The sequence below is a fragment of the Chryseobacterium sp. A301 genome, assembly GCF_054489425.1.
In genome coordinates, this window is record NZ_JBTMWY010000005.1 from 1 (window position 1) to 19,801 (window position 19,801).

Consider the following 19,801-nt stretch of genomic DNA (forward strand, 5'->3'; position numbering starts at 1 on the left):
CGATTTCGGATTGCAAAGATAGGGGTTATTTTCATATCTGCAAATTTATTTTATAAAATTTTTAGATTGTTTTTCATCATTCAAATAACTTCTGCTCCACTGTTAAGTGACTGCAAAGATAGGTCAAACAATCCACGCCAAACAAGTAAAATCGTCATCAATTTTTTGATGTGGAGAACCATCCTCTAAAAGGATCTGACAACCAACTCTTTATTGCCTATACGAAGTTATCCACAATGTATTTCAGACTGTCAAACCGCTATGTTTTTCTAGATTCAAAAGGTGAAACGCGTGTTTTAAACCCATATTTGAGACAGAATTACTTCGTATTTGTGCAGGTTTGAAAGCAGAAAGTTTAAAATGAACCAAAAGGTTTAGAGAAATTTATTTCCTTTTGTACGAAAAGGGATATAAAAAATAGAAACGTTTAGAAGAAGTAGCGAAGGCTTACTATATAGTATAGTATTATAGTGTGCCGTCTTTCATTAATTAGAAATGGAAGTAGAGTTAAAATGAAATTGCCATTCCTAGCTTAGACTATTTTAGTCTAAAAGAAATTGACTTTACTTTTTGAAAAACAAAAGCGCCTAGTAACACCCCGACAGAGTCTGCGACTAAATCATAAAACTCAAGTGAACGCCCTAGTCCCATCTCATCTTGCCAAATCTCTGTGAGCAGAGCATATAGAATCATTACCTGAAGAAAGGTGAAGAATTTAATTTTTGGGAAGGCGCAAAGAAAACAGAAAGCAAGCATAGAAAAGACAAGCATATGAATCACCTTGTCTATTCCCGGGAACAGAAACCATTGGACAGGGTTCTCCACCCCAGGACGCAAAAGCATATAAGTAAGAAATGCCCAATAAATGGGCAATATCTTACTAAATAATTTTGAAACCTTATCCAAGTGTAGCTTGGTATTCTTCTGCAGTTAGAAGTTCAGATTTGTCTACATCGTCTGCAATGGTTAACTTAATAATCCATCCGTCCCCGTACGGGTCAGAATTCAATAGTTCAGGTTGATCTTCTAATTGAGAGTTAAACTCTGAAACGGTTCCTGACATAGGTAAGAAAAGATCAGATACAGTCTTCACTGCCTCCACACTTCCAAACACATCGCCTGCAGAAAGTTCATCGTCTAAGGTATCCACATCGACGAATACGATATCGCCAAGTTCTCCTTGGGCGAAGTCAGTAATCCCGATGGTCGCAACGCTTCCTTCAATTTTAACCCACTCGTGGTCTTTTGTGTACTTTAGTTCTGATGGTGTATTCATTTTCCCAGTATTTAATTATCGATTTCAAATTTACTTTAATTATCTATATGCGACAAATTATAGTGATGTATTTTGCATGCTAAAAAATCAAATAAGGCGTAAACTTATTTTCGTCTTAAAGACTCTTTAAGATTTGCTTTACCAGATCCTCAACCGCCATCTCAGGCTCTTGTTTCAATAGCTTATCCGCAATTTTCTCTGAGGTTCTTTTTGGAATTCCAAGAACTTCTAGTGCAGACAATGCCTCATCTTTCGCTGCCCTTGACGAAATACTGCCAACCTCTATACTTTCCAGATCGACGTGGCCCACTTTATCACGTAAATCAACAATGATACGCTGCGCTGTTTTCACCCCTATCCCTTTCACCTTTTGCAGCTGTGCACTATTCCCTGATTGAATAGCAGCTGCAACTTCAGCTAAAGAAAGCGAAGAAAGCATGATTATAGCGGAGGAAGGTCCCACACCGGATACGCTTATAAGATGATTGAACATTTGCTTTTCCTGTAGAGTATGAAATCCGAACAAGAGATTGGCATCTTCCCGAATAATTTGCTGAATGAATAGAAAGGTCTCCTTTCCTAATGCCAATTCTTTGGAAGTTTGAAGACTTACTCCAGCATAATAGCCCACGCCTGAGAGTTCCATAACCACGGACGTAGGGGTGAGTTCTTGTACTTTTCCTCTTAGCGAATAAATCATTTCCTTTTCTTATTTCGTTTTGCTCTGTTCTTCTCGTCGTTGCGCATCTAATACAGCCACGGTTGCTAGGTTTACAATTTCCTCGACACTTGATCTCATCTGAACCACATGCACCGGTTGTTTAAGTCCCATCAAGATTGGGCCTACGACTTGTGCTTTGTTCATCCCTCTTATAATCTTATAAGAAAGGTTCGCACTCTCCAAATTAGGGAAAACAAAAGTATTGGCTGGTGTAGTCCCGAGTTTAGAGAAGGGATAATCTGCTAAATTGTCTGCATTCATCGCGAAATCAGGTTGGATCTCTCCGTCCACAATCATTTTAGGAAATTTTTCGTGCAAAATGCTCACTGCTTTAGCCACTTTTTTCGAAGTTTCAGAAACGCCTGAGAAATTCTCATATGCAAGCATGGCAATACGCGGTTCGATCGCAAATGACTTCACTGTTATTTCCGACATTTTCGCAATATTCACTAAATCTTCAGCACTTGGATTCGGAGTAATTGACGTGTCTGCAAAAAACATAGGGGTTTTCTTTCCTGTAAGAATCATCATCATAGAGGCAATCTTATTGACACCACTTTCTTTTTCGACCACCTGAAGTATAGGTCTAATATTAGAGGAGTAATTTTTAGAAAAGCCCACAATTAAAGCATCGGTATCTCCATGGGTAAGCATTAAAGGACCAAAATAATCACGTTGCCTAACGAGTCGTTTTGCTTTGTATTCATTCATACCTTTTCTTTGACGAAGTTTCCAAAGGGTCTCGCGGTATCTTTTTCGGTTTTCTTCTTGGTCTGCATCCGATGGATCTACAATTGGTAAATCCAGATTAATGCCGAATTTTTCCATCTGAGTTAAAATGTATTTCTTATCACCCAAAAGTATCGGTTTTGCAATTCCTTCTTCGTATAGAATCTGTGCTGCTTTAAGTACATTGTATTCCTCTGCATTTCCTAAAGTGACTCTTTTCGGGTTCGATCTGGCTCTATTCTGCATCATTCGAATTAGGCGCTCATCTCTACCCATTCGGTCTAACAATCTATTTTCGTACTCATCAAAGTCCACAATCGGTTTTGCAGCTACCCCACTTTCCATCGCCGCTTTGGCTACAGCCACAGAAACTTTGGTTATAAGACGGTTGTCAAAAGGCTTCGGAATGAAATATTCACGCCCAAACTGCAAATTGGTCAAGTTGTAAGCTAAGACAACAGCTTCGGGTACCGATTCCTTTGCTAAATCTGCAATGGCTTTTACGGCGGCCAGCTTCATCTCCTCGTTGATACAACTCGATTGCACATCGAGAGCCCCTCTAAATATATAGGGAAATCCAAGAACATTGTTAACTTGATTAGGGTAATCGCTACGACCCGTCGCCATGATCACATCCTTTCTTGTCTCAATCGCAAGGTTATAATCTATTTCAGGAGTTGGATTTGCAAGTCCAAAAACAATAGGATTTTCTGCCATAGACAATAACATCTCCGGTGTCATTACGTTTCCTTTGGAAAGTCCGACAAACACATCGGCACCGTTCAAGGCTTCTTCCAGAGTATTTCGATCTGTCTTAGCCACAAAATCTAGTTTTTCTGGTGTTAAATTGTCTCTCCTTTCATTTATCACCCCTTTGCTGTCGCACATAAGAATGTTTTCTTTCTTAAGACCTAAAGCCACATAGAGTTTCGAACAAGCAATTGCCGCAGCACCTGCACCGTTCACTACCATTTTCACGGTTTCAATGGATTTCTCTGCAAGTTCTAATGCATTTAGAAGTGCAGCAGCTGAAATAATAGCCGTTCCGTGTTGGTCGTCGTGCATTAAAGGAATATTTAATTCTTCCTTTAGACGTTGTTCAATATAAAAAGCTTCAGGCGCTTTGATATCCTCTAGGTTAATTCCTCCGAATGTCGGAGCAATTCCTTTCACAATTTCGATAAACTTGTCTGGATCCTTTTCATCAATCTCAATATCAAACACGTTAATATCCGCGAAAATTTTAAAAAGTAAACCCTTCCCTTCCATCACCGGTTTGGAGGCCTCTGCTCCAATATCACCTAGACCAAGAACTGCCGTCCCATTGGAAATAACAGCAACAAGGTTTCCTTTGCCTGTGTAATCATAAACGGTTTGCGGGTTCTTTTCTATTTCTAGACATGGGATAGCTACCCCTGGTGAGTAGGCAAGAGACAAATCACGAGCTGAAGAATGGGGCTTAGAAGGAATCACTTCTATTTTCCCTTTGGGTTCTGCTTTATGGTAATCGAGCGCTGCTTGATTAAAATTCTTTTCGTCGCGCTGTGTATTGGTTGGCATGTTTCTGTATTTATATAATATTAAGTATTCTTTATAATTCAGGTAGAATGTATTCTCGATGGTAATCTACCAGACTTTCGATGGGCTTTTGTACGATTTTTCCAACATTTAAATGAAGATCTGCTGCGGCCGCTCTTAAAATATCTTCGTAGTAATACGCAATGGATCCTATAAAATTAATTTCTGATGTTTTGCTCTCCTCGTACGGGATCACTTGATACTCTAGATAGTTTTTTAGTTCCTCATAAACCAAATGCTGTAAATAGGGATGATTCTTCCTAGGCACAATAAATTTACTGAACTCTGCAAGATAAGCATTCGCTCTAGGGCTATGATACATATTTGCAATTAGAGATTCTATATCCAAATTGTATTGTGCTTGAAATTCTTTACGCAGTTCCTCTGGCATTTTTTTCATAAAGTAATTTCTTACTAAAATCTTTCCTAGTGCACACCCACTCCCTTCATCGCCGATCAAAAATCCAAGCGAGGGCAGCTCTCTTTTTATGATTTCTCCATCAAAATAACAAGCATTTGATCCTGTTCCTAAAATACAAACTATCGCAGGCGAACCGTTATAGGCAGCATAGGCAGCAGCCGTTAAATCCTCCTTCACATGTAGTTTCGAATTTGTGAAGACCGTAGAAAAGGCCTCCGACACTTTTTGACGGTTTTGTTCTACGCCACAGCCGGATCCATAGAAAAACAAATGCTTAACCCTAAAACGATGTTCATGGAGAAGTTCATTGTTTAAAAGTTCCTGAGGAATCTGCGAAGAATCAATAATATTAGGATTGAAACCGATCGTTTCGGTCTTGGCAAAAAGGTCTCCTTTATCATCTAAAAGTACCCAATCGCATTTTGTAGAACCTCCGTCAACAATAACAATCATAGTTAAAAAATTTACAAGAGGCTAAATTAGGAAAAATTTGTAAGAAAGTAGCCCTACTCTTCCAAAGCTCGATCAATTAACCAATCGTCGATTTCATCTTCTAAATAGGAAGTTTGTAACTTCACAGCATTTACAAAATCATCGGGAACACTTGGACCTTCGGCAGTCTCTAAATTCCACAGTTCTTCAGACATAATTTGGAACTCGGAATAAATACGCTTAAAACGAGGGGAAGATTTTTCTAACTCTTCGATGCGCTTTTGTTGCGGCTTAAATTTTCTGTACGACGGTGTATTGTTCATGATAATGCCGATTGAAGGGTTAAAACAAGGTCTATTTAAAAGGTATAGATCCCTTTATAGAGCTTTAAATTCAAGGATAACCCACTTGTTTTTAGCAAAATAGGATATCTCAATTATAGAATAAAGATATATTTAATTTTGAATAGGAAAAATATTTTGTGTTAAATTTATCTTTCTTTAACATTTGTTTTAAATTTGGCACATTACAAATATCTCTATGAAGCAATTCATTCTATCGCATAAACAAATTGTGTTTTTCATGGTAGCAGGTGCACTAAGCGCCTTAATTGAAATCAGCTCTTTTAAACTTTTTAGTGTGGAGCTACCCAAAGTGTTTGTGCAGGAAACTAATTTTAATGGAATCAGTTATCCTCTCAGTAATCTTTTTTCTACCACCCTTGGGATTGTCTCTAATTATTTCTTCAGTATCTGGTTCGTATTTACAAGAGGAAAGCATTCGAAATCTCGTGAGTTTTTGTACTTCATGGCCATTTCAGTCCTTACCATGCTCCTGAGTTTACTTGTGTTCCAGCTGTTTTACAATTTCATTTATCAAAACGAATCGTTTAATTTGGGTTTCTTTACCTTTAGTGCGGAAATGCTCAGCAAAATATCTGCAATCATTTTGGTTTCCATTCTAAATTACTCCGTTAAGAAAAGGATTGTATTTAAGGGTTAAAGAGTCCTATTTAAATTTTACTAAATGAAAACAATCGCAAATGTCCTATGGAGACTTTGGTTTATCTTCCTTTCTTTCCTGTTCATTTTGATTCTTGGGATTCCGGTTCTTTTACTTTCCCTTAGGGAGTCTCATTTTAAATATGCTTACAAGTTTATTAGACTTTGGTGCCACATTGTATTTTATGGAATGGGGTTTTCTTACAAGCTCATATCGAAAACGCAGCAGAAGCTTAGTGACAAGGAGCACTATATTTTCATTTCCAACCACACCTCTATTATGGATGTTTTGCTGATGGTTATTTTGCACCCCAAGCACCCTGTTTGTTTTATAGGCAAAGCGGAACTTGCCAAAATTCCACTATTTAGCATCATCTATAAGCGCATCTGTATCCTGGTGGATCGAAATTCACCAAGAAGTAGAGCTGCCGTCTTTCAAAAAGCAGCTCAAAAAATGAACCATGGACAGAACATTGTTATCTTTCCTGAAGGGGGCGTCTCTGAGGACCCTAATGTGATTCTTGACACGTTTAAAGATGGAGCCTTTGTTCTTTCCACGAAACATAAGTTTCCCATTGTGGTCTATACCTTCTTAAAACTAGGAGATCATTTTCCGTTTGCCTGGAACAAAGGGTACCCCGGGAAAATCCATATTGTAAGAAACGAAATTCTAAATCCGAACCATTCGGTATCTGAACTCAAATTAATGTCTCATAGTGAGATAAAAAAAACCTTGTTGGCCTCCAAATAAGACAAATATTTAATTATATTTGTTTCAATTAATTAAAAAGAATACTATGAACTCAAACACTACCCGTCCTAATTATACATTGCCTATAATTATGATGTTCTTGTTATTTTTCATCATTTCCTTCGTTACCGGTTTGCAAAACCCAATGGCTGAAATTTTGAAAGGACAATTCACACTTAGCAACGCACAATCTCAGCTGGCCAATGCCATGGTCTTCTTGGCCTATCTATTTATGGGGGTTCCCGCAGGAACTATGCTTGAACGTTTCGGCTATAAAAAAACAGCAATGACGGCATTAGGAATTGGATTCACAGGAGTTCTCATCCTTTTCTTAGCAGGAACTGCAGAAAATTTTTACTTGTATTTATTTGGTGCATTTATTTCCGGATTTTCGATGTGTCTATTAAATGCTGTAGTGAACCCTATGCTTTCCGTTTTAGGATCTGAAGAAGGCGCAAATCAGCGTTTGAATTTTGGTGGTGCTACCAACTCTCTGGGTGGAACGCTTGCTCCTATGCTAGGAGGAATCGTTTTAGGAAATGTCGTGTCTCCAAAAATCGCCGATGCCAATCCACTGCTTTACCTTTCCATGGGGATTTTCTTGCTTGTATTTGTGGTTTTAAGCGCTGTACGAATTCCAGAGCCTCACATTGTGGAAGGGAACAAAGAAAAAGATTCACATAGTCCACTCTCCTTCCGTCACTTCATTCTTGGAATGCTAGCGATTTTCCTATATGTGGGAGTGGAAGTTTCTATCTCAAATACAACCTTAAACTACTTAATTAATGGCCTTAATTTTGACGCAGGTGTAGCTGGCTCTATCGTTGGGACCTACTGGCTATTAATGCTTGTTGGTCGATTAATTGGAGGAGCATTAGGAAAAATATTTTCCAGTAAGCAAATGCTAACCACAGTTTCCTTACTGGCCATTAGCTTTTTAACACTATCAATCTTCCTAGGCACAGAAACCAAAGCCCTACTTCCTGCTTTTTCAAGCGCAACAGGGTCGTTCGTAATGACTGAAGTTCCAGTGAGCATCTTACTAATAATACTTTGCGGTCTATTTCTTTCCGTTATGTGGCCAGGCATTTTCAACCTTGCAACCAAAGGTCTTGGGAAATACACCGCAAAAGGTTCCGGTCTCTTTATGATGATGGTTTTTGGAGGTGGAGTACTGCCTTACGTGCAAGGATATCTTGTAGACACCACAGGGAGCTTTCCATCCAGCTACTGGCTCGCCGTAATTGCACTGGGATACATCTTATTCTATGCTCTTGTGGGATCTAAAAACGTGAACACCGAAATTAACACTGTGGTTAAAGCAAACTAAGTATGAAAGCACAATACGCAATTGGAATCGATGTGGGAGGAACCAATACCAAATTTGGTATTGTAGATCGCAAAGGAAAAATCTTGGTGCAAGATCGAATCAAGACCAACGCCCGTGAAAGTGTGGATGGGTTCATTGAGGATTTAGCCTCAAAACTTGAACCTATGATTGAGAAGCATGGAGGCGTCGATAACTTTGTCGGTATCGGCATGGGAGCTCCTAATGCAAATTATTATGCAGGTACCATCGAATATGCCGCCAATCTAAAATGGAAAGGCATTATTCCCATGGCGGAACTCCTAAAAGCTAAATTTGGACTTAGCACAAAAATGACAAACGATGCCAACGCAGCAGCCGTTGGAGAAATGCAATACGGAGCTACCAAAGGATGTAAGAACTTTATTTCTATAACCCTTGGCACAGGTGTCGGTAGTGGGATCGTGATTGATGGGAAAATCGTTTTGGGTCATAATGGATTTGCCGGAGAACTGGGACACGTAATTGTCCGAAACAACGGCAGACTTCACAAAGGCACAGGACTCCGAGGCTCTCTCGAAGCGTACGCTTCTGCCACTGGTGTAAGAGATACAACCATTCAAATGCTACAAGATCATCCCGAAAAGCCTAGCATTTTAAGAAGCTACTCGATGGACGATCTTACGAGCGAGGCCGTTTTTAAATGTGCAGAGCAAGGAGATGAACTCGCAAATGAAGTATTCCATTTCACTGGAACCATTCTGGGAGAAGCTTTAGCTACTTTTATTTTGTTTTCAGCACCGGAAGTCATTGTTCTTTTCGGAGGACTAACCAAAGCGGGAGACCTGCTACTTCAACCTACTAAACAGGCAATGGAAGACAATTTACTGCAAGTATTTAAAAACAAAGTACGAATTGAATTAAGCAATTTAAATGAAGCAGACGCCGCCATTTTGGGGGCAAGTGCTCTCGTGTGGTAAGCAATGCAGACCAAAGCAAAATATAGATCAATACGAATTTGGGCCAGTACTTTACTAGCCCAATTTCTTTTGTTCTATACCTTATCTCAGGTTAGTTGGGCAAATGGCGTAGTGCACGAACTTTTCGAATGGCAAAAAGAAGGTCACCAGCGGCTCTTCAATGTCTTTCCCTTTTCCTTAGGAGATGTCCTTTATATATTGCTAGGAATTTATCTATTCTATCTAATAAGTAAGCTCTTTTCGAAAGAATCAAGGATCCAAACCTTTTCTCGGCTATTACTCTTACTGAATTGCCTCTATTTAATTTACCAGATCTTTTGGGGACAACTTTATTTTCAAAAGCCTATCTATAGTGATAGTGAACTTTCTGAGCCCACCGTGACCGAATTAAAACAGTTGGCAAACGAGTACTTAGAAAAATGCGTGGATCTACGAAATCAAGTAAGTGAAGATAGCTCAGGCGTTTTTAAAATAACCAACCTCCACTCCATCCAAATTGAAATTCTAAGCAAACAAAGAGTTCTTCCTGCCTTCTTACCCCCCAAAGATCCTACTAATGTTCTCCTTTTCAAGCCAAGCTTATTTGGTTCACTAATGAGTTATACCGGTATCCTTGGTTATTACAATCCTTTTACAGCGGAAGCGCAGTACAACGCCAAACTTCCGAACACCACGATTCCCTTTACTCTTGCGCATGAAAGTGCACACCAACTAGGCTACGCCCGTGAGCAAGAAGCAAATTTCGTTGGTTACCTACTAGGGCGTGATTCAAAAAATTTGGATTTAAAATACAGCACTAATTATTTCGTGCTACGCAATCTGCTTTGGAGTCTTTCTTCCCACGATCCTAAATTTGTTGAAGAAAAAATCAAAATGTATTCTGAGGGTATGCGAAGAGACGCCGATGCGGCTAATAAATTCAATGTTGAACACGAAGGAATCTCGGATGATTTCTTTCAATGGACCAACGATCTATTTCTAAAATCAAACCAGCAAGAAGGACGAATCACCTACAGTTACTTCCTAAATCTCCTAGTGAAGTACAGGAGCCTAGAGCCCTAAAACAAAAGAATCGTACCTTACGATACGATTCTAAAAACACAAATGATGAAAAAAAATTTATTGCTTTCTCTAGACTAGCCTTCAAAAGCGAGGTAAAGATAATAAAATATTTTCAGTTTACAATATTTTAATAAATTATTTTAGAAATTCCATATTGCACTGAGTTCCGCTCTATGACGCCTGTTCAATAAGCATCCTCCAGTGTATTTGACAGTAGAATTATTATTAAATGTCACTTTTAGAACAACTTAGTGAATTACTTTAAGCCAATACAGAAAAGGAGATTTGGGATTAACAACCCAATCGGATCAAAAACGATTTTACAATTCTGAAGAATTTAGTTTAGTAGTCCATTTCGCAGAGGATCTATACGGTATATATATTGGCTAAAACCAAAAGTTCAAATATTCAAGCTGCCTGTTAATTGCAGTGATGGACTCTTCAAATTCAAGATTCCACGTTGTAATATTGAAACAATTGCCTTCGTAGATTATAAATAAAGGGAGATGGCCTAAAGCCATCTCCCTTCTCTAGAATTAATATGAATGTTATCGTACCATGATTTGATCTATTTTACCGTCTTGGTCCCCTCGGTAAATTGATAGAGAATATGTATTCGTTCCAGAATAGTTACCCGTTAAGGTCCCTCCTCCTTTTTTGGTATATTCCCAATAGGCTGATTTAACCGCACCTCCTGCTTTTGGTGTGCCTAATAAAAGCATTCCTGCAGCGTGAGGAGAGGCCATCGAAGTCCCACTAATGGTATTGTAGCTGCCGTTTAACCAAGTGGATTTGATGTTGTACCCCGGTGCTGCGTAATCTACTACTGTACCGTAGTTTGAGAAGTAAGCCCAGTAATCGTTCGGCGTGCTGGCTGAAATTGTGTAAATGTTGGCGTGTGTGGCTCTGGCTGGAGAATAGTAGTTGGCGTCGTCATAGCTGTTCCCGGCAGCGATTGCAACTTTAATTCCTTTTGAAGCTACATTTACGGTAGCATTGTCCACCGCATTATCAGTGTACCGTGAATTTGGCCCTAAGCTCATGTTAATCACATCACCGGCCGATCCGCTTGCGGCTACAAAATCCAAAGCTTGGACCGTCCATGAGAAACTTCCACTTCCGTCATTTCCAAGCACCTTAAGAGCTACGACATTTGCCCCTGCGGCGACACCCACGACTCCAATATTGTTATTTAGTGCAGCGATGGTTCCAGCCACGTGAGTGCCGTGACCGTTCCCGTCGTTCGGATCATTATCCCCAGTGAACGATACGCTTCGATTTGTGTCCACGTTTAGATCTGGGTGGTCTAAATCGATCCCAGAATCGATTACCCAAGCCGTTTTCCCGGTGCCATCACCGAAACCTCCAATACGGGTAATCCCCCATGGCGTTTCTTGACCGGTCGGTGTTGTTTCGCCACCTCCAGGTTTAGTTGGCTTTCCAAGGGCAATTAGATAATCTTGCTCAACGCTTTTTACACGTGGGTCATTTCTTAAGGATTGAACTTCAGCATCAGTTAAGTTTTTTGCAACAAAACCTTCGAGTGCGTAACCGAATGACGTGGTGATTTTACCGTTGTCAATTCCTAATTTCAGCCCATTACTTTTCTTCATACTAGCGGTGAGTTCTCCCGTTTTTTGAAGGTAATTGGCTCGTTTTTCATTTTTCGATTTCGCAAAGGAAATTCCACTTTTGTTAAGTACTCCATCATGAAGCACGACAATGTACTGTCCCGCAATTGGGCGACTTGAATTATCAACAACGTTTCCTGTCGGTGCGTCCAGAACTTTGGCGCTGGATGATGCATCCAAAGGCATAGGATTTTGCTCCTCACGTTCAGTTGTACAGCCCACTAGCAGAGCAGTGGAGAGCATTAAAAGTGATGCTTTGTTTTTCATATCATTAAATTATTTTGAGGTTTGTGTATGCAATAGTAGCACTTTAAATTTTAAAATGAATAATAATTACTAATGAATTTACAAATTAGTTAATGATTACGTAATTGTTCTAAGTAGGAATTACTAAATCCAATATCGATCTAAATTACAATAATAAGCTTAATTAAAATTATGGATAGTAAAATTGATAATTTTAGTACAACTTACTTACAAAAAAAATAATCTACAAATCCTAATCTTTGCTGAGATGTTTTGTGAAAATCAATTGAAATAAATAGAAATGGTAACGAAAGGGATCGTTTGTAAGAGACTGTGATTTGAAGGCTAATTTGAAATTGAGAAATGTTGGATATGAAAAACAATACCGCGGAGCGTTTGCCTAAACTAGCCAGCGTGTATCGGTAGGCATCGAAATAGCAAAAGAGGTAAGCGAAAATTTATGCTAAAAGCGCTCCAGAGTTTACTCCAGATACGTAAAACTCTGTAATTCCCTGTAAAATTTAATTTGTACTAAAAATTCACTTCAAAAAAAAAGGACAAGTGAAAATCAATTCCAATTGTCCTTTTAAGTAGCGAAGACGGGAATTGAACCCGTGACCTCAGGGTTATGAATCCTGCGCTCTAACCAACTGAGCTACCTCGCCATTTGAGTGGTGCAAATATAAGCATATTTTGAAAAATCGCAAACTAATTTACCCCTAAAAATTCAACAACATCCATCGCGTAATCAGGCTTACCAATTATCTTATTGTTTTCGTCTAATACAAAGTAAGTTGGCGTTGCAGAAACATTGTATTTTTCCGCAAAACTACTGTACCATCCTCTTAATTCTGTATCGTTTACCCATGGATAAGCTGTGGCTCTTGACTGGTAGGCTTTGTCTTCTGTGTCAAGTGAAAGTCCAATGATTTCAAAATTATTCTCTTGGAACTTCTTATAATAAGGTATAAATTTAGGAAGATCGGTTTCACAATGCTGGCAACTCGAGGACCAAAAGACAATTACTTTCCTTTTTGCTTTTAAATCGTGAATCGATTTTGCCTGGGTATGCGTCGGGGAATTAAATTTATAGTCTTCCATTACAGACCCAATCGCTGTATTTTGGTTGATTTCAAGTGTAGAGGAAAGTCTTTCATTCAAAGTACATTTCAGATTTTTCGCCTTCGCCAAAAACACTTCTTTCATATCTAGCATATTGTAGGCTCCAAAGATATCAATCACTTCGGATAGGACCGTTTGGCCTCTTGGGCTTTCAATATCAAGTGCAGCTAATAAATCATCAATTGCTTTCTCTGCACCCTTTGCATCAAACAGATTCAAATAATTAACAAGCACGGGACGCATTAAAGTGGAAGTTTCGAGTAGTTCATTTGAGTTGACAAAAAACTGAACAATCTGCTGCGCATCCGCTTTCCCTTCTTGAGGAGCATCGTCCACATATCGATCATAATTCTCTGAATAATAATTTACGAATGGAAAATTCGTTACATCCGGTTTCCCTTTCGAAAGGGTGATAATTTCGCTACTAATGGCCTTATAAAATGGTTCATTCGAAGTGTAAAACCCTTGCATTTGGAGAAGAGCCGGCAGAATACTTTCGATCTTGCGCTGGTAATTAAGAATTTGACTCATCGCTTGGTTAGGCGCGTCTTCATAAACAACTTGGGGAAGGCGTCCTTTCACAGGATCCAAATTCATACTCACGTCCTTATTCTCAGAAATAAAATTCAAGGTAAAATTAATCTCTGGAAAATAGGCCTTCATCATTCCTACATAGTGGTTCGGATACTTAAGAATCCAGTTATTTCCGCTTTTTACTACTTTGGAAACGAGGACATCTTTTGAGCCATTGACTGTGTAAAAATAGGCTTCTTTAGGCGCAAAGTCTCCACTTGCGCTTACTTTCACATTAAATTGCCCATAGGCTATTGAAGTCGCAAAAATAGCAACGAGTAATCCAAATTGTTTCATGGGTTAAAAATACAAAAAAACTTACGGATTCCTCCGTAAGTTTAATAGATGAGCTAAAAATAAATAGGCGTAGATATTTCTCTAGGCTTTCTTTCGAGCTGGTTTTTCTTTAAGGACGTTGCTTTTGGTCAATTTGATTGTTTTTTGCTCGCCAATAGAGAACATATAGTCTTCTAACACTTTTTCTGTCGTTCCGCGAAGTCCTCTCGCTCCGAGTCCCTTCTCCATGGTTTCCTCCACGATGCGCTCTATAGCACCGTCTGTAAAGTCTAAAGCGATACCGTCCATTTTAAATAGTTCTACATATTGATTCACAATGGAACTTTTTGGTTCTTTCATGATTCGAATCATTGTTTCTTTGGTAAGTTTATCCAAATTCGTAATGATAGGGAATCGACCCAGAAGTTCAGGAATCAGACCGAAACGTCTTAAATCTAGAGCAGTCAATTGACTTAAAATATATTCATCTTCCTCTGATTTGGAAAGCTTATCCAAACTAAACCCAATCGCTTGTTTATTAAGTCGCCTTTCAATAATGTCTTTAATTCCATCAAACGCACCTCCCGCAATAAACAGTATATTTTGAGTATTGATTTGGATGTACTTTTGATCCGGATGCTTTCTACCCCCTTGCGGCGGTACATTCACAATACTACCCTCTAGTAACTTTAACAGACCCTGTTGGACGCCTTCACCAGAAACATCACGAGTGATGCTTGCATTGTCTGATTTTCTTGCAATTTTATCAATCTCATCGATAAACACAATTCCTTTCTCTGCTTTTTCTACATCGTAATCCGCTACCATTAGTAATCTAGATAGTATACTCTCGATGTCTTCTCCCACATATCCTGCTTCTGTAAGGATGGTGGCATCCACAATACAAAAAGGAACGTTTAGTTCTTTTGCAATGGTTTTTGCCAATAGGGTTTTTCCAGTCCCTGTTTCGCCAACCATAATAATATTAGACTTCTCGATCTCAACCTCACGGTCCTTTTGCTCAGCATGGAGCAATCTTTTGTAATGGTTGTACACGGCAATGGAAAGCTGCTTTTTCGCTTGGTCTTGCCCAATTACGTATTGATCTAAAAACAGTTTGATTTCTTTTGGTTTTTTTAAGTCGTCGAGACTCGTCGTGGAAAAAGTCCCGCCACCATGAACCGACTCCTTTACAATAGAATGGGCCTGTTCAATACAGCTTTCACATATATAACCATCTTGTCCTGCAATTAGCACTTGGACTTCACTTCGTTTTCTTCCACAGAATGAACATTGGTTCGGGTTCATTAATTTTATATCTATTTAAGATTAGTTGTGTGAACTGCCTACCCCCTGAGTTTTTCAATGAGTGTGGCATCAAGGGTCCTAGACTCACTAGAGCAACGCCTCGCCTTGTTTTTGTTTCTCGTCCGACTGCATTCCACAACCAGACTCGGTTCTCGAAACTAAATTTCGCTTGATTTCTTAGAAATTAATCGAGAAGCGATCTGTATTAAGCTTCTTTAATTTGCTGTTGCATCTTTTTGTATTGCTCCGCAGATAATTGCAACCTTTCGTTCATGAAATTTAGATCGGACATTTGATTCAAAGGTACTAAATGAATATGCGCGTGGGGAACTTCAAGTCCAACCACCGCTACTCCTACTCGTACGCAGTCAATTGCCTTGCCTACTTTTTTTGCAACCTCTTGAGAAAAACTCCATAGAGCCTTATAACTTTCGCTGTCCAGATCAAAAATCAAATCGACCTCTTTTTTAGGAATGACTAAGGTATGACCTTCAACAAGTGGCATGGCATCTAAAAATGCAATGTGATGCTCATCTTCTGCCACAATGTAGGCAGGAATTTCGCGGTTGATTATCTTGGTGAAAATGGAACTCATAAAATGATCTTAAGCCTAAAATTCGTTTTGAGGCTACAATTTACAAAGTAATTTCTAAAACCTCAAATGAAAGTTCGTTGCCATTTGGCAATTGAATCAGTGCGCTTTCACCCACTTTCTTTCCTAAAAGTCCTTTGGCAATCGGTGTACTTACCGAAATACGACCTGTTTTTAGGTCACTTTCGTTATCCGGCACAAAGGTGAATTTTTGTTCTTTCTTCGTCGCTTTATTGAATAAGCGAACCGTTGTTAGAATGGAAACCTTTGAGGTATCTAATTGGGTCTCGTCAATAACTTTTGAACTAACGATTAAGTCTTTCAATTTTGAGATTTTCATCTCGAGCATGCCTTGCGCTTCTTTGGCTGCATCGTATTCTGCATTTTCGGACAAATCTCCTTTATCACGCGCTTCCGCTATTTGTTGCGTAACACGTGGTCTTTCAACACTTTCTAACTGTTCCAGCTCTACCTTCATTTTATTCAAGCCTTCTTTTGTAACGTATGTTGCCATAATTTTATATTTTTGAAAATGATAAAAAAAAATTATCCGACCATCAGCCCGGACAATATTTTTCATTCGTATTAAAGAACAAATATAATGTATTTTTTTCTAATTCCAAGAATCAAAATCAGATTTAAAGGGATCTCATTTCTGATTATCAGTTTATTAGTTCTGCAGTCTTGTAGAGATTCAGAGAACCCAATCCCTTGCTTTCCGAGTGCGACCATTCAAGTCACCATTAGCCTAAACCACCCCAATTATCAAACGCTAAGAAATGTGGGAGGATGGGTATATGTTAGTGAACAGCAATCCGGAAGTAGTGGATTAATTGTCGTAAAAACGAGCGGGGGATTTAGAGTTTACGACCGAAATCCACCCCATATTTGTCCGGGGAACCACACCACGCTCGTGGTGGAGGACAATTCCAAATTGCTTTGTCCCGCAGACCATGCACAGTGGAATTTATTTTCAGCCGAACCCCTATCCGGAACCAGTGTATATCCTAAATTATACCGATACCAATACAATGCAGACAACGAATCCTTAACCTTATTTAATTAAATTGTAAAATGAAAATCGTCATACAAAGAGTCTCCCATGCAGAAGTGAAAGTTAACGATCAGATTATTGGTGCCATTAAACAAGGACTTCTACTTTTGGTAGGTATTGATGAATCTGACAATGAAAAGGATGCGGATTATCTTGTCAACAAAATTAAAAACTTGAGGATCTTTTCAGATGACCAAGGCCTTATGAATCTCTCTATTTTACAAATCGAGGGAGAAATCCTGTGTGTGAGCCAATTCACACTCATCGCTGAATACAAAAAAGGCAATCGTCCTTCCTTTATTAATGCTGCGAAACCTCCACTTGCTAAACCCCTCTTCGCCTATTTCCAATCCGAGCTAGAGAAAACGGGGCTCAAAATTGAAAGCGGAGAATTTGGTGCAGACATGAAGGTATCTCTGCTCAATGACGGCCCAGTGACCATTGTCATGGATTCGAAAACAAAACAATAATCTTTAAATACGAAGCAGCCCCCAAAATGTGGGGGCTGCTTCTTTCGATTAACATCTAAAATCTTAGTTCGTTACGGGAACACTACTAAAGGTAAGTGAGCTCTTCATGTTCAAATCACTTGTAGGACTGCTTTTCAGTACATACACAATTCTTTGTTGAATGGTTCCACCCGATTTCATAATCGCATCTAAATTCTTATTGGCAATATCAAGGCTTAAGGTCGTTCCAATATTGTCAGAGATCTGATCTCTTGAAGCTACCAATACTTCTTTGTTGCCAGAAATTAAATAAACGGAGACGGATTTAAATACTCCCATCCCCTGATCTCCGGCGGAGACAGAGACTTTTGCTGTATTGGCACGAATGTCTTTTACATTCTGACTCACTCCCATAATTTGGTTCAGTCCAGTTCCTGCCCCTACTGCCGACAACTGAGTTGCCACTGGGGACCCTTTAGAGACTGTAAAAGAAGAATTAAAAGGCAGCGTATTCTGCAGCACCGAGGAAACCGTTGAGCAACTCACCAAAGTTGCGCTGATTACAAGTGCGGATATAATAGATGATTTCATAACAAAAATGTTTTTAATATTAAATGCAAAAATAAAGTAAAAAACGGCACAAAGCTAAAAAATAAGGGCCACTCCTCTTTATAAATTTGAACCTCTAGGGAGTTTCGTTCTCCACGTGAATTGTAAAATTCCCTTGTGGTGAACTAGAAGCCATATTGCTTTTTCCTACCATTAACCAAACCTCACCTTCACTAGCAATTTCGAGCTCCGCTGTCCGTCCAAAAGGACCATCGAGGGTTCCGTCAGGATACCGAACTTGGTTGACTCGAATGTTCATATCCTTCTCTTTTGTCTGAATCTGAACTTTCAATTTGCCTTTAGGCATATGGGCTAGTTTTAAAACAAACTGTTGGTTGTCATTTTTAATTTGATCCCCTATTGTAAATGGAAGCATTTTCGCATCCGCAGAACGAATTATTTGTCGATCTGTTTCCTCTCTATTGACTCCCGTTGCTAGAACTCTCTGTACATCGTCTGCCTTGTTCACAATAGAATCGGGTAATTTTAAAAGCGAATCCTCAACCTGAGCCGAGTCCGAAATGGATGTGGAATCTACCTTCATAGTAGAAGTGCTTTCAATTTTTGATTCTTTGGTACAGGACCAAAGGAAAATGGGAATTACTATCCAAAATTTCTTCATTCTCTCACTTGATTAGTTGACTACTTCTCCCTAAACAGCCCCCATGAGAGGACACTGAAATAGGTCTTAAATAAGATACAACTAAAATTGTTCCAATCTAATGCGTACGCATCAAATTCCTTCTTTTCCTTACAACCCGATTGGCACAGAGCATATTAAGAAGAGAGAAGAATTTAATTTATAATAAAGCTCATTTTAATTGCAATTAAAATGAGCTTTAAACTTTCTAGCGTTTATGCGTTAACTCCTTGTACATAATAGGTTGGCCTCTATTGGGTTTATGTCTATTTTCTTAAACGCATCTTAATGGCTTCGATACTTTGTTTAGCGCTGGGTTCTAGGATTAAAGAAGCGCTCATCTGAACCCGCTCAGGCGTTAAGTCTTTAAAATGCTCAGTATTTTCCCAGGAAACTTTCTTGATTAACGAAAGTGCCTCTGGGCTTCGAGAGGCTAAAGTTTCTAAAAATCCTTTCAGATGCATATCCATTTGCTCGATCGTATCGAAGATCTTGTGGTAAACACCATGCAAGAGTCCCCACTGCGCATCTCGAAATTCTGCATCAATCGCCATCGCAGCAAACTGGGACTTCCCTATTTTTCTTTCCACATAAGGTCCAATCACAAAAGGTCCAATTCCCAAATTGATTTCGGTCAGAGCAAAACTTGCCTGTTTCGTGGCAAAACAATAATCAGCTCCACAAGCGATGCCTACCCCCCCCCCTGTGGTTTTTCCTTGCACACGAACCACCGTGATTTTCCCGCAATTACGCATCGCATCAAGGACTTTAGCAAATCCTTCGAAGAACCGTTTTGAACTTTCTAAGTCCTCCACGGCAAGTAGGTCTTCAAAACTAGCCCCTGCACAAAATGCTTTCTCTCCCCCCGATTGAATCAATATTGCCTTTACCTCCTTTTTGGACGCTGCTTCTAAAACTTCCTCGGCTAGGTTTTGCAGAATCTCTCCAGGTAAGGAGTTGCTTTTCTCAGTGGCAAATGTAATTGTGGCAATTGAATTTTTGATTTCAACCTCAACAGTTCCTTTTGGTTCTTGCTTCATATTT

At 39.2% G+C, this 19,801-nt stretch carries 21 protein-coding genes and 1 tRNA gene; 7 read left to right on the forward strand and 15 right to left on the reverse strand.

All coding sequences use genetic code 11. The features are described 5' to 3' along the window. Positions 1-537: 537 nt before the first annotated feature. The 6 genes from ACX3PU_RS08625 to ACX3PU_RS08650 form a co-directional block, all read right to left on the reverse strand. Positions 538-873, reverse strand: coding sequence for a VanZ family protein (locus ACX3PU_RS08625; protein ID WP_459084614.1), 336 nt, complete (start codon positions 871-873; stop codon positions 538-540). A gap of 25 nt (positions 874-898) precedes the next feature. Further along, positions 899-1,276 carry a glycine cleavage system protein GcvH gene (gcvH, locus tag ACX3PU_RS08630; RefSeq protein WP_459084615.1) on the reverse strand — a complete coding sequence of 126 codons (378 nt, stop codon included), beginning with the start codon at positions 1,274-1,276 and terminating at the stop codon, positions 899-901. 115 nt (positions 1,277-1,391) lie between these two features. Beyond that, complete coding sequence (gene ruvA / locus ACX3PU_RS08635) at positions 1,392-1,976, reverse strand: Holliday junction branch migration protein RuvA (protein ID WP_459084616.1); 585 nt, start codon at positions 1,974-1,976, stop codon at positions 1,392-1,394. A 9-nt stretch (positions 1,977-1,985) separates the two neighbouring features. Then, entirely contained in the window at positions 1,986-4,286 is a 2,301-nt protein-coding gene (locus ACX3PU_RS08640; protein WP_459084617.1) for an NADP-dependent malic enzyme, read from the reverse strand. Positions 4,287-4,317: 31 nt separating this feature from the next. After that, positions 4,318-5,178 (reverse strand): BadF/BadG/BcrA/BcrD ATPase family protein, encoded by an 861-nt coding sequence (locus ACX3PU_RS08645; RefSeq protein ID WP_459084618.1) that lies wholly within the window; start codon positions 5,176-5,178, stop codon positions 4,318-4,320. Positions 5,179-5,231: 53 nt separating this feature from the next. Beyond that, complete coding sequence (locus tag ACX3PU_RS08650; protein WP_459084619.1) at positions 5,232-5,480, reverse strand: hypothetical protein; 249 nt, start codon at positions 5,478-5,480, stop codon at positions 5,232-5,234. A gap of 217 nt (positions 5,481-5,697) precedes the next feature. Here ACX3PU_RS08650 and ACX3PU_RS08655 point away from each other — a divergent pair, with 217 nt between their 5' ends. From ACX3PU_RS08655 to ACX3PU_RS08675, 5 genes are all read left to right on the forward strand, one after another. Beyond that, positions 5,698-6,159, forward strand: coding sequence for a GtrA family protein (locus ACX3PU_RS08655; protein WP_459084620.1), 462 nt, complete (start codon positions 5,698-5,700; stop codon positions 6,157-6,159). A 24-nt stretch (positions 6,160-6,183) separates the two neighbouring features. After that, positions 6,184-6,909 (forward strand): lysophospholipid acyltransferase family protein, encoded by a 726-nt coding sequence (locus tag ACX3PU_RS08660; RefSeq protein ID WP_459084621.1) that lies wholly within the window; start codon positions 6,184-6,186, stop codon positions 6,907-6,909. Positions 6,910-6,955: 46 nt separating this feature from the next. Then, positions 6,956-8,239, forward strand: coding sequence for an MFS transporter (locus ACX3PU_RS08665; RefSeq protein ID WP_459084622.1), 1,284 nt, complete (start codon positions 6,956-6,958; stop codon positions 8,237-8,239). 2 nt (positions 8,240-8,241) lie between these two features. Continuing rightward, positions 8,242-9,195 carry an ROK family protein gene (locus ACX3PU_RS08670; RefSeq protein ID WP_459084623.1) on the forward strand — a complete coding sequence of 318 codons (954 nt, stop codon included), beginning with the start codon at positions 8,242-8,244 and terminating at the stop codon, positions 9,193-9,195. 69 nt (positions 9,196-9,264) lie between these two features. Beyond that, the gene (locus tag ACX3PU_RS08675; protein WP_459084624.1) at positions 9,265-10,257 is read left to right on the forward strand and encodes a DUF3810 domain-containing protein; all 993 of its coding nucleotides are present in this window, start codon (positions 9,265-9,267) and stop codon (positions 10,255-10,257) included. Between the two features lie 548 nt (positions 10,258-10,805). Here the strand turns inward: ACX3PU_RS08675 and ACX3PU_RS08680 are convergent. The 6 genes from ACX3PU_RS08680 to greA all read right to left on the reverse strand — a co-directional run bounded on the left by ACX3PU_RS08680 (position 10,806) and on the right by greA (position 16,519). Continuing rightward, complete coding sequence (locus ACX3PU_RS08680) at positions 10,806-12,155, reverse strand: S8 family serine peptidase (protein ID WP_459084625.1); 1,350 nt, start codon at positions 12,153-12,155, stop codon at positions 10,806-10,808. A gap of 570 nt (positions 12,156-12,725) precedes the next feature. Next, positions 12,726-12,799, reverse strand: a tRNA-Met gene (locus ACX3PU_RS08685). Between the two features lie 43 nt (positions 12,800-12,842). Then, a complete protein-coding gene (locus ACX3PU_RS08690; protein ID WP_459084627.1) occupies positions 12,843-14,126 on the reverse strand; it encodes a peroxiredoxin family protein in 1,284 nt (427 codons plus the stop codon). Between the two features lie 81 nt (positions 14,127-14,207). Continuing rightward, positions 14,208-15,413, reverse strand: a complete 1,206-nt coding sequence (gene clpX / locus ACX3PU_RS08695; protein ID WP_459084628.1) for an ATP-dependent Clp protease ATP-binding subunit ClpX — start codon at positions 15,411-15,413, stop codon at positions 14,208-14,210. Between the two features lie 205 nt (positions 15,414-15,618). Then, the gene (locus ACX3PU_RS08700; protein ID WP_459084629.1) at positions 15,619-16,008 is read right to left on the reverse strand and encodes an HIT family protein; all 390 of its coding nucleotides are present in this window, start codon (positions 16,006-16,008) and stop codon (positions 15,619-15,621) included. A gap of 40 nt (positions 16,009-16,048) precedes the next feature. Continuing rightward, positions 16,049-16,519 carry a transcription elongation factor GreA gene (gene greA, locus ACX3PU_RS08705; protein ID WP_459084630.1) on the reverse strand — a complete coding sequence of 157 codons (471 nt, stop codon included), beginning with the start codon at positions 16,517-16,519 and terminating at the stop codon, positions 16,049-16,051. Positions 16,520-16,606: 87 nt separating this feature from the next. On the opposite strand from greA, the gene ACX3PU_RS08710 reads away from it, so the two are divergent. Both ACX3PU_RS08710 and dtd read left to right on the forward strand, forming a co-directional pair. Beyond that, positions 16,607-17,071, forward strand: coding sequence for a hypothetical protein (locus ACX3PU_RS08710; RefSeq protein WP_459084631.1), 465 nt, complete (start codon positions 16,607-16,609; stop codon positions 17,069-17,071). An 8-nt stretch (positions 17,072-17,079) separates the two neighbouring features. Then, positions 17,080-17,529: a D-aminoacyl-tRNA deacylase gene (dtd, locus tag ACX3PU_RS08715; RefSeq protein WP_459084632.1), complete on the forward strand. Its 450-nt coding sequence runs from the start codon at positions 17,080-17,082 to the stop codon at positions 17,527-17,529. 63 nt (positions 17,530-17,592) lie between these two features. On the opposite strand, the gene ACX3PU_RS08720 is transcribed toward dtd, so the two are convergent. The 3 genes from ACX3PU_RS08720 to ACX3PU_RS08730 form a co-directional block, all read right to left on the reverse strand. Continuing rightward, positions 17,593-18,099: a hypothetical protein gene (locus ACX3PU_RS08720; RefSeq protein WP_459084633.1), complete on the reverse strand. Its 507-nt coding sequence runs from the start codon at positions 18,097-18,099 to the stop codon at positions 17,593-17,595. A 94-nt stretch (positions 18,100-18,193) separates the two neighbouring features. Beyond that, positions 18,194-18,739: a hypothetical protein gene (locus ACX3PU_RS08725; RefSeq protein WP_459084634.1), complete on the reverse strand. Its 546-nt coding sequence runs from the start codon at positions 18,737-18,739 to the stop codon at positions 18,194-18,196. Between the two features lie 284 nt (positions 18,740-19,023). Then, positions 19,024-19,797, reverse strand: coding sequence for an enoyl-CoA hydratase/isomerase family protein (locus tag ACX3PU_RS08730; RefSeq protein ID WP_459084636.1), 774 nt, complete (start codon positions 19,795-19,797; stop codon positions 19,024-19,026). Positions 19,798-19,801 lie beyond the last annotated feature (4 nt).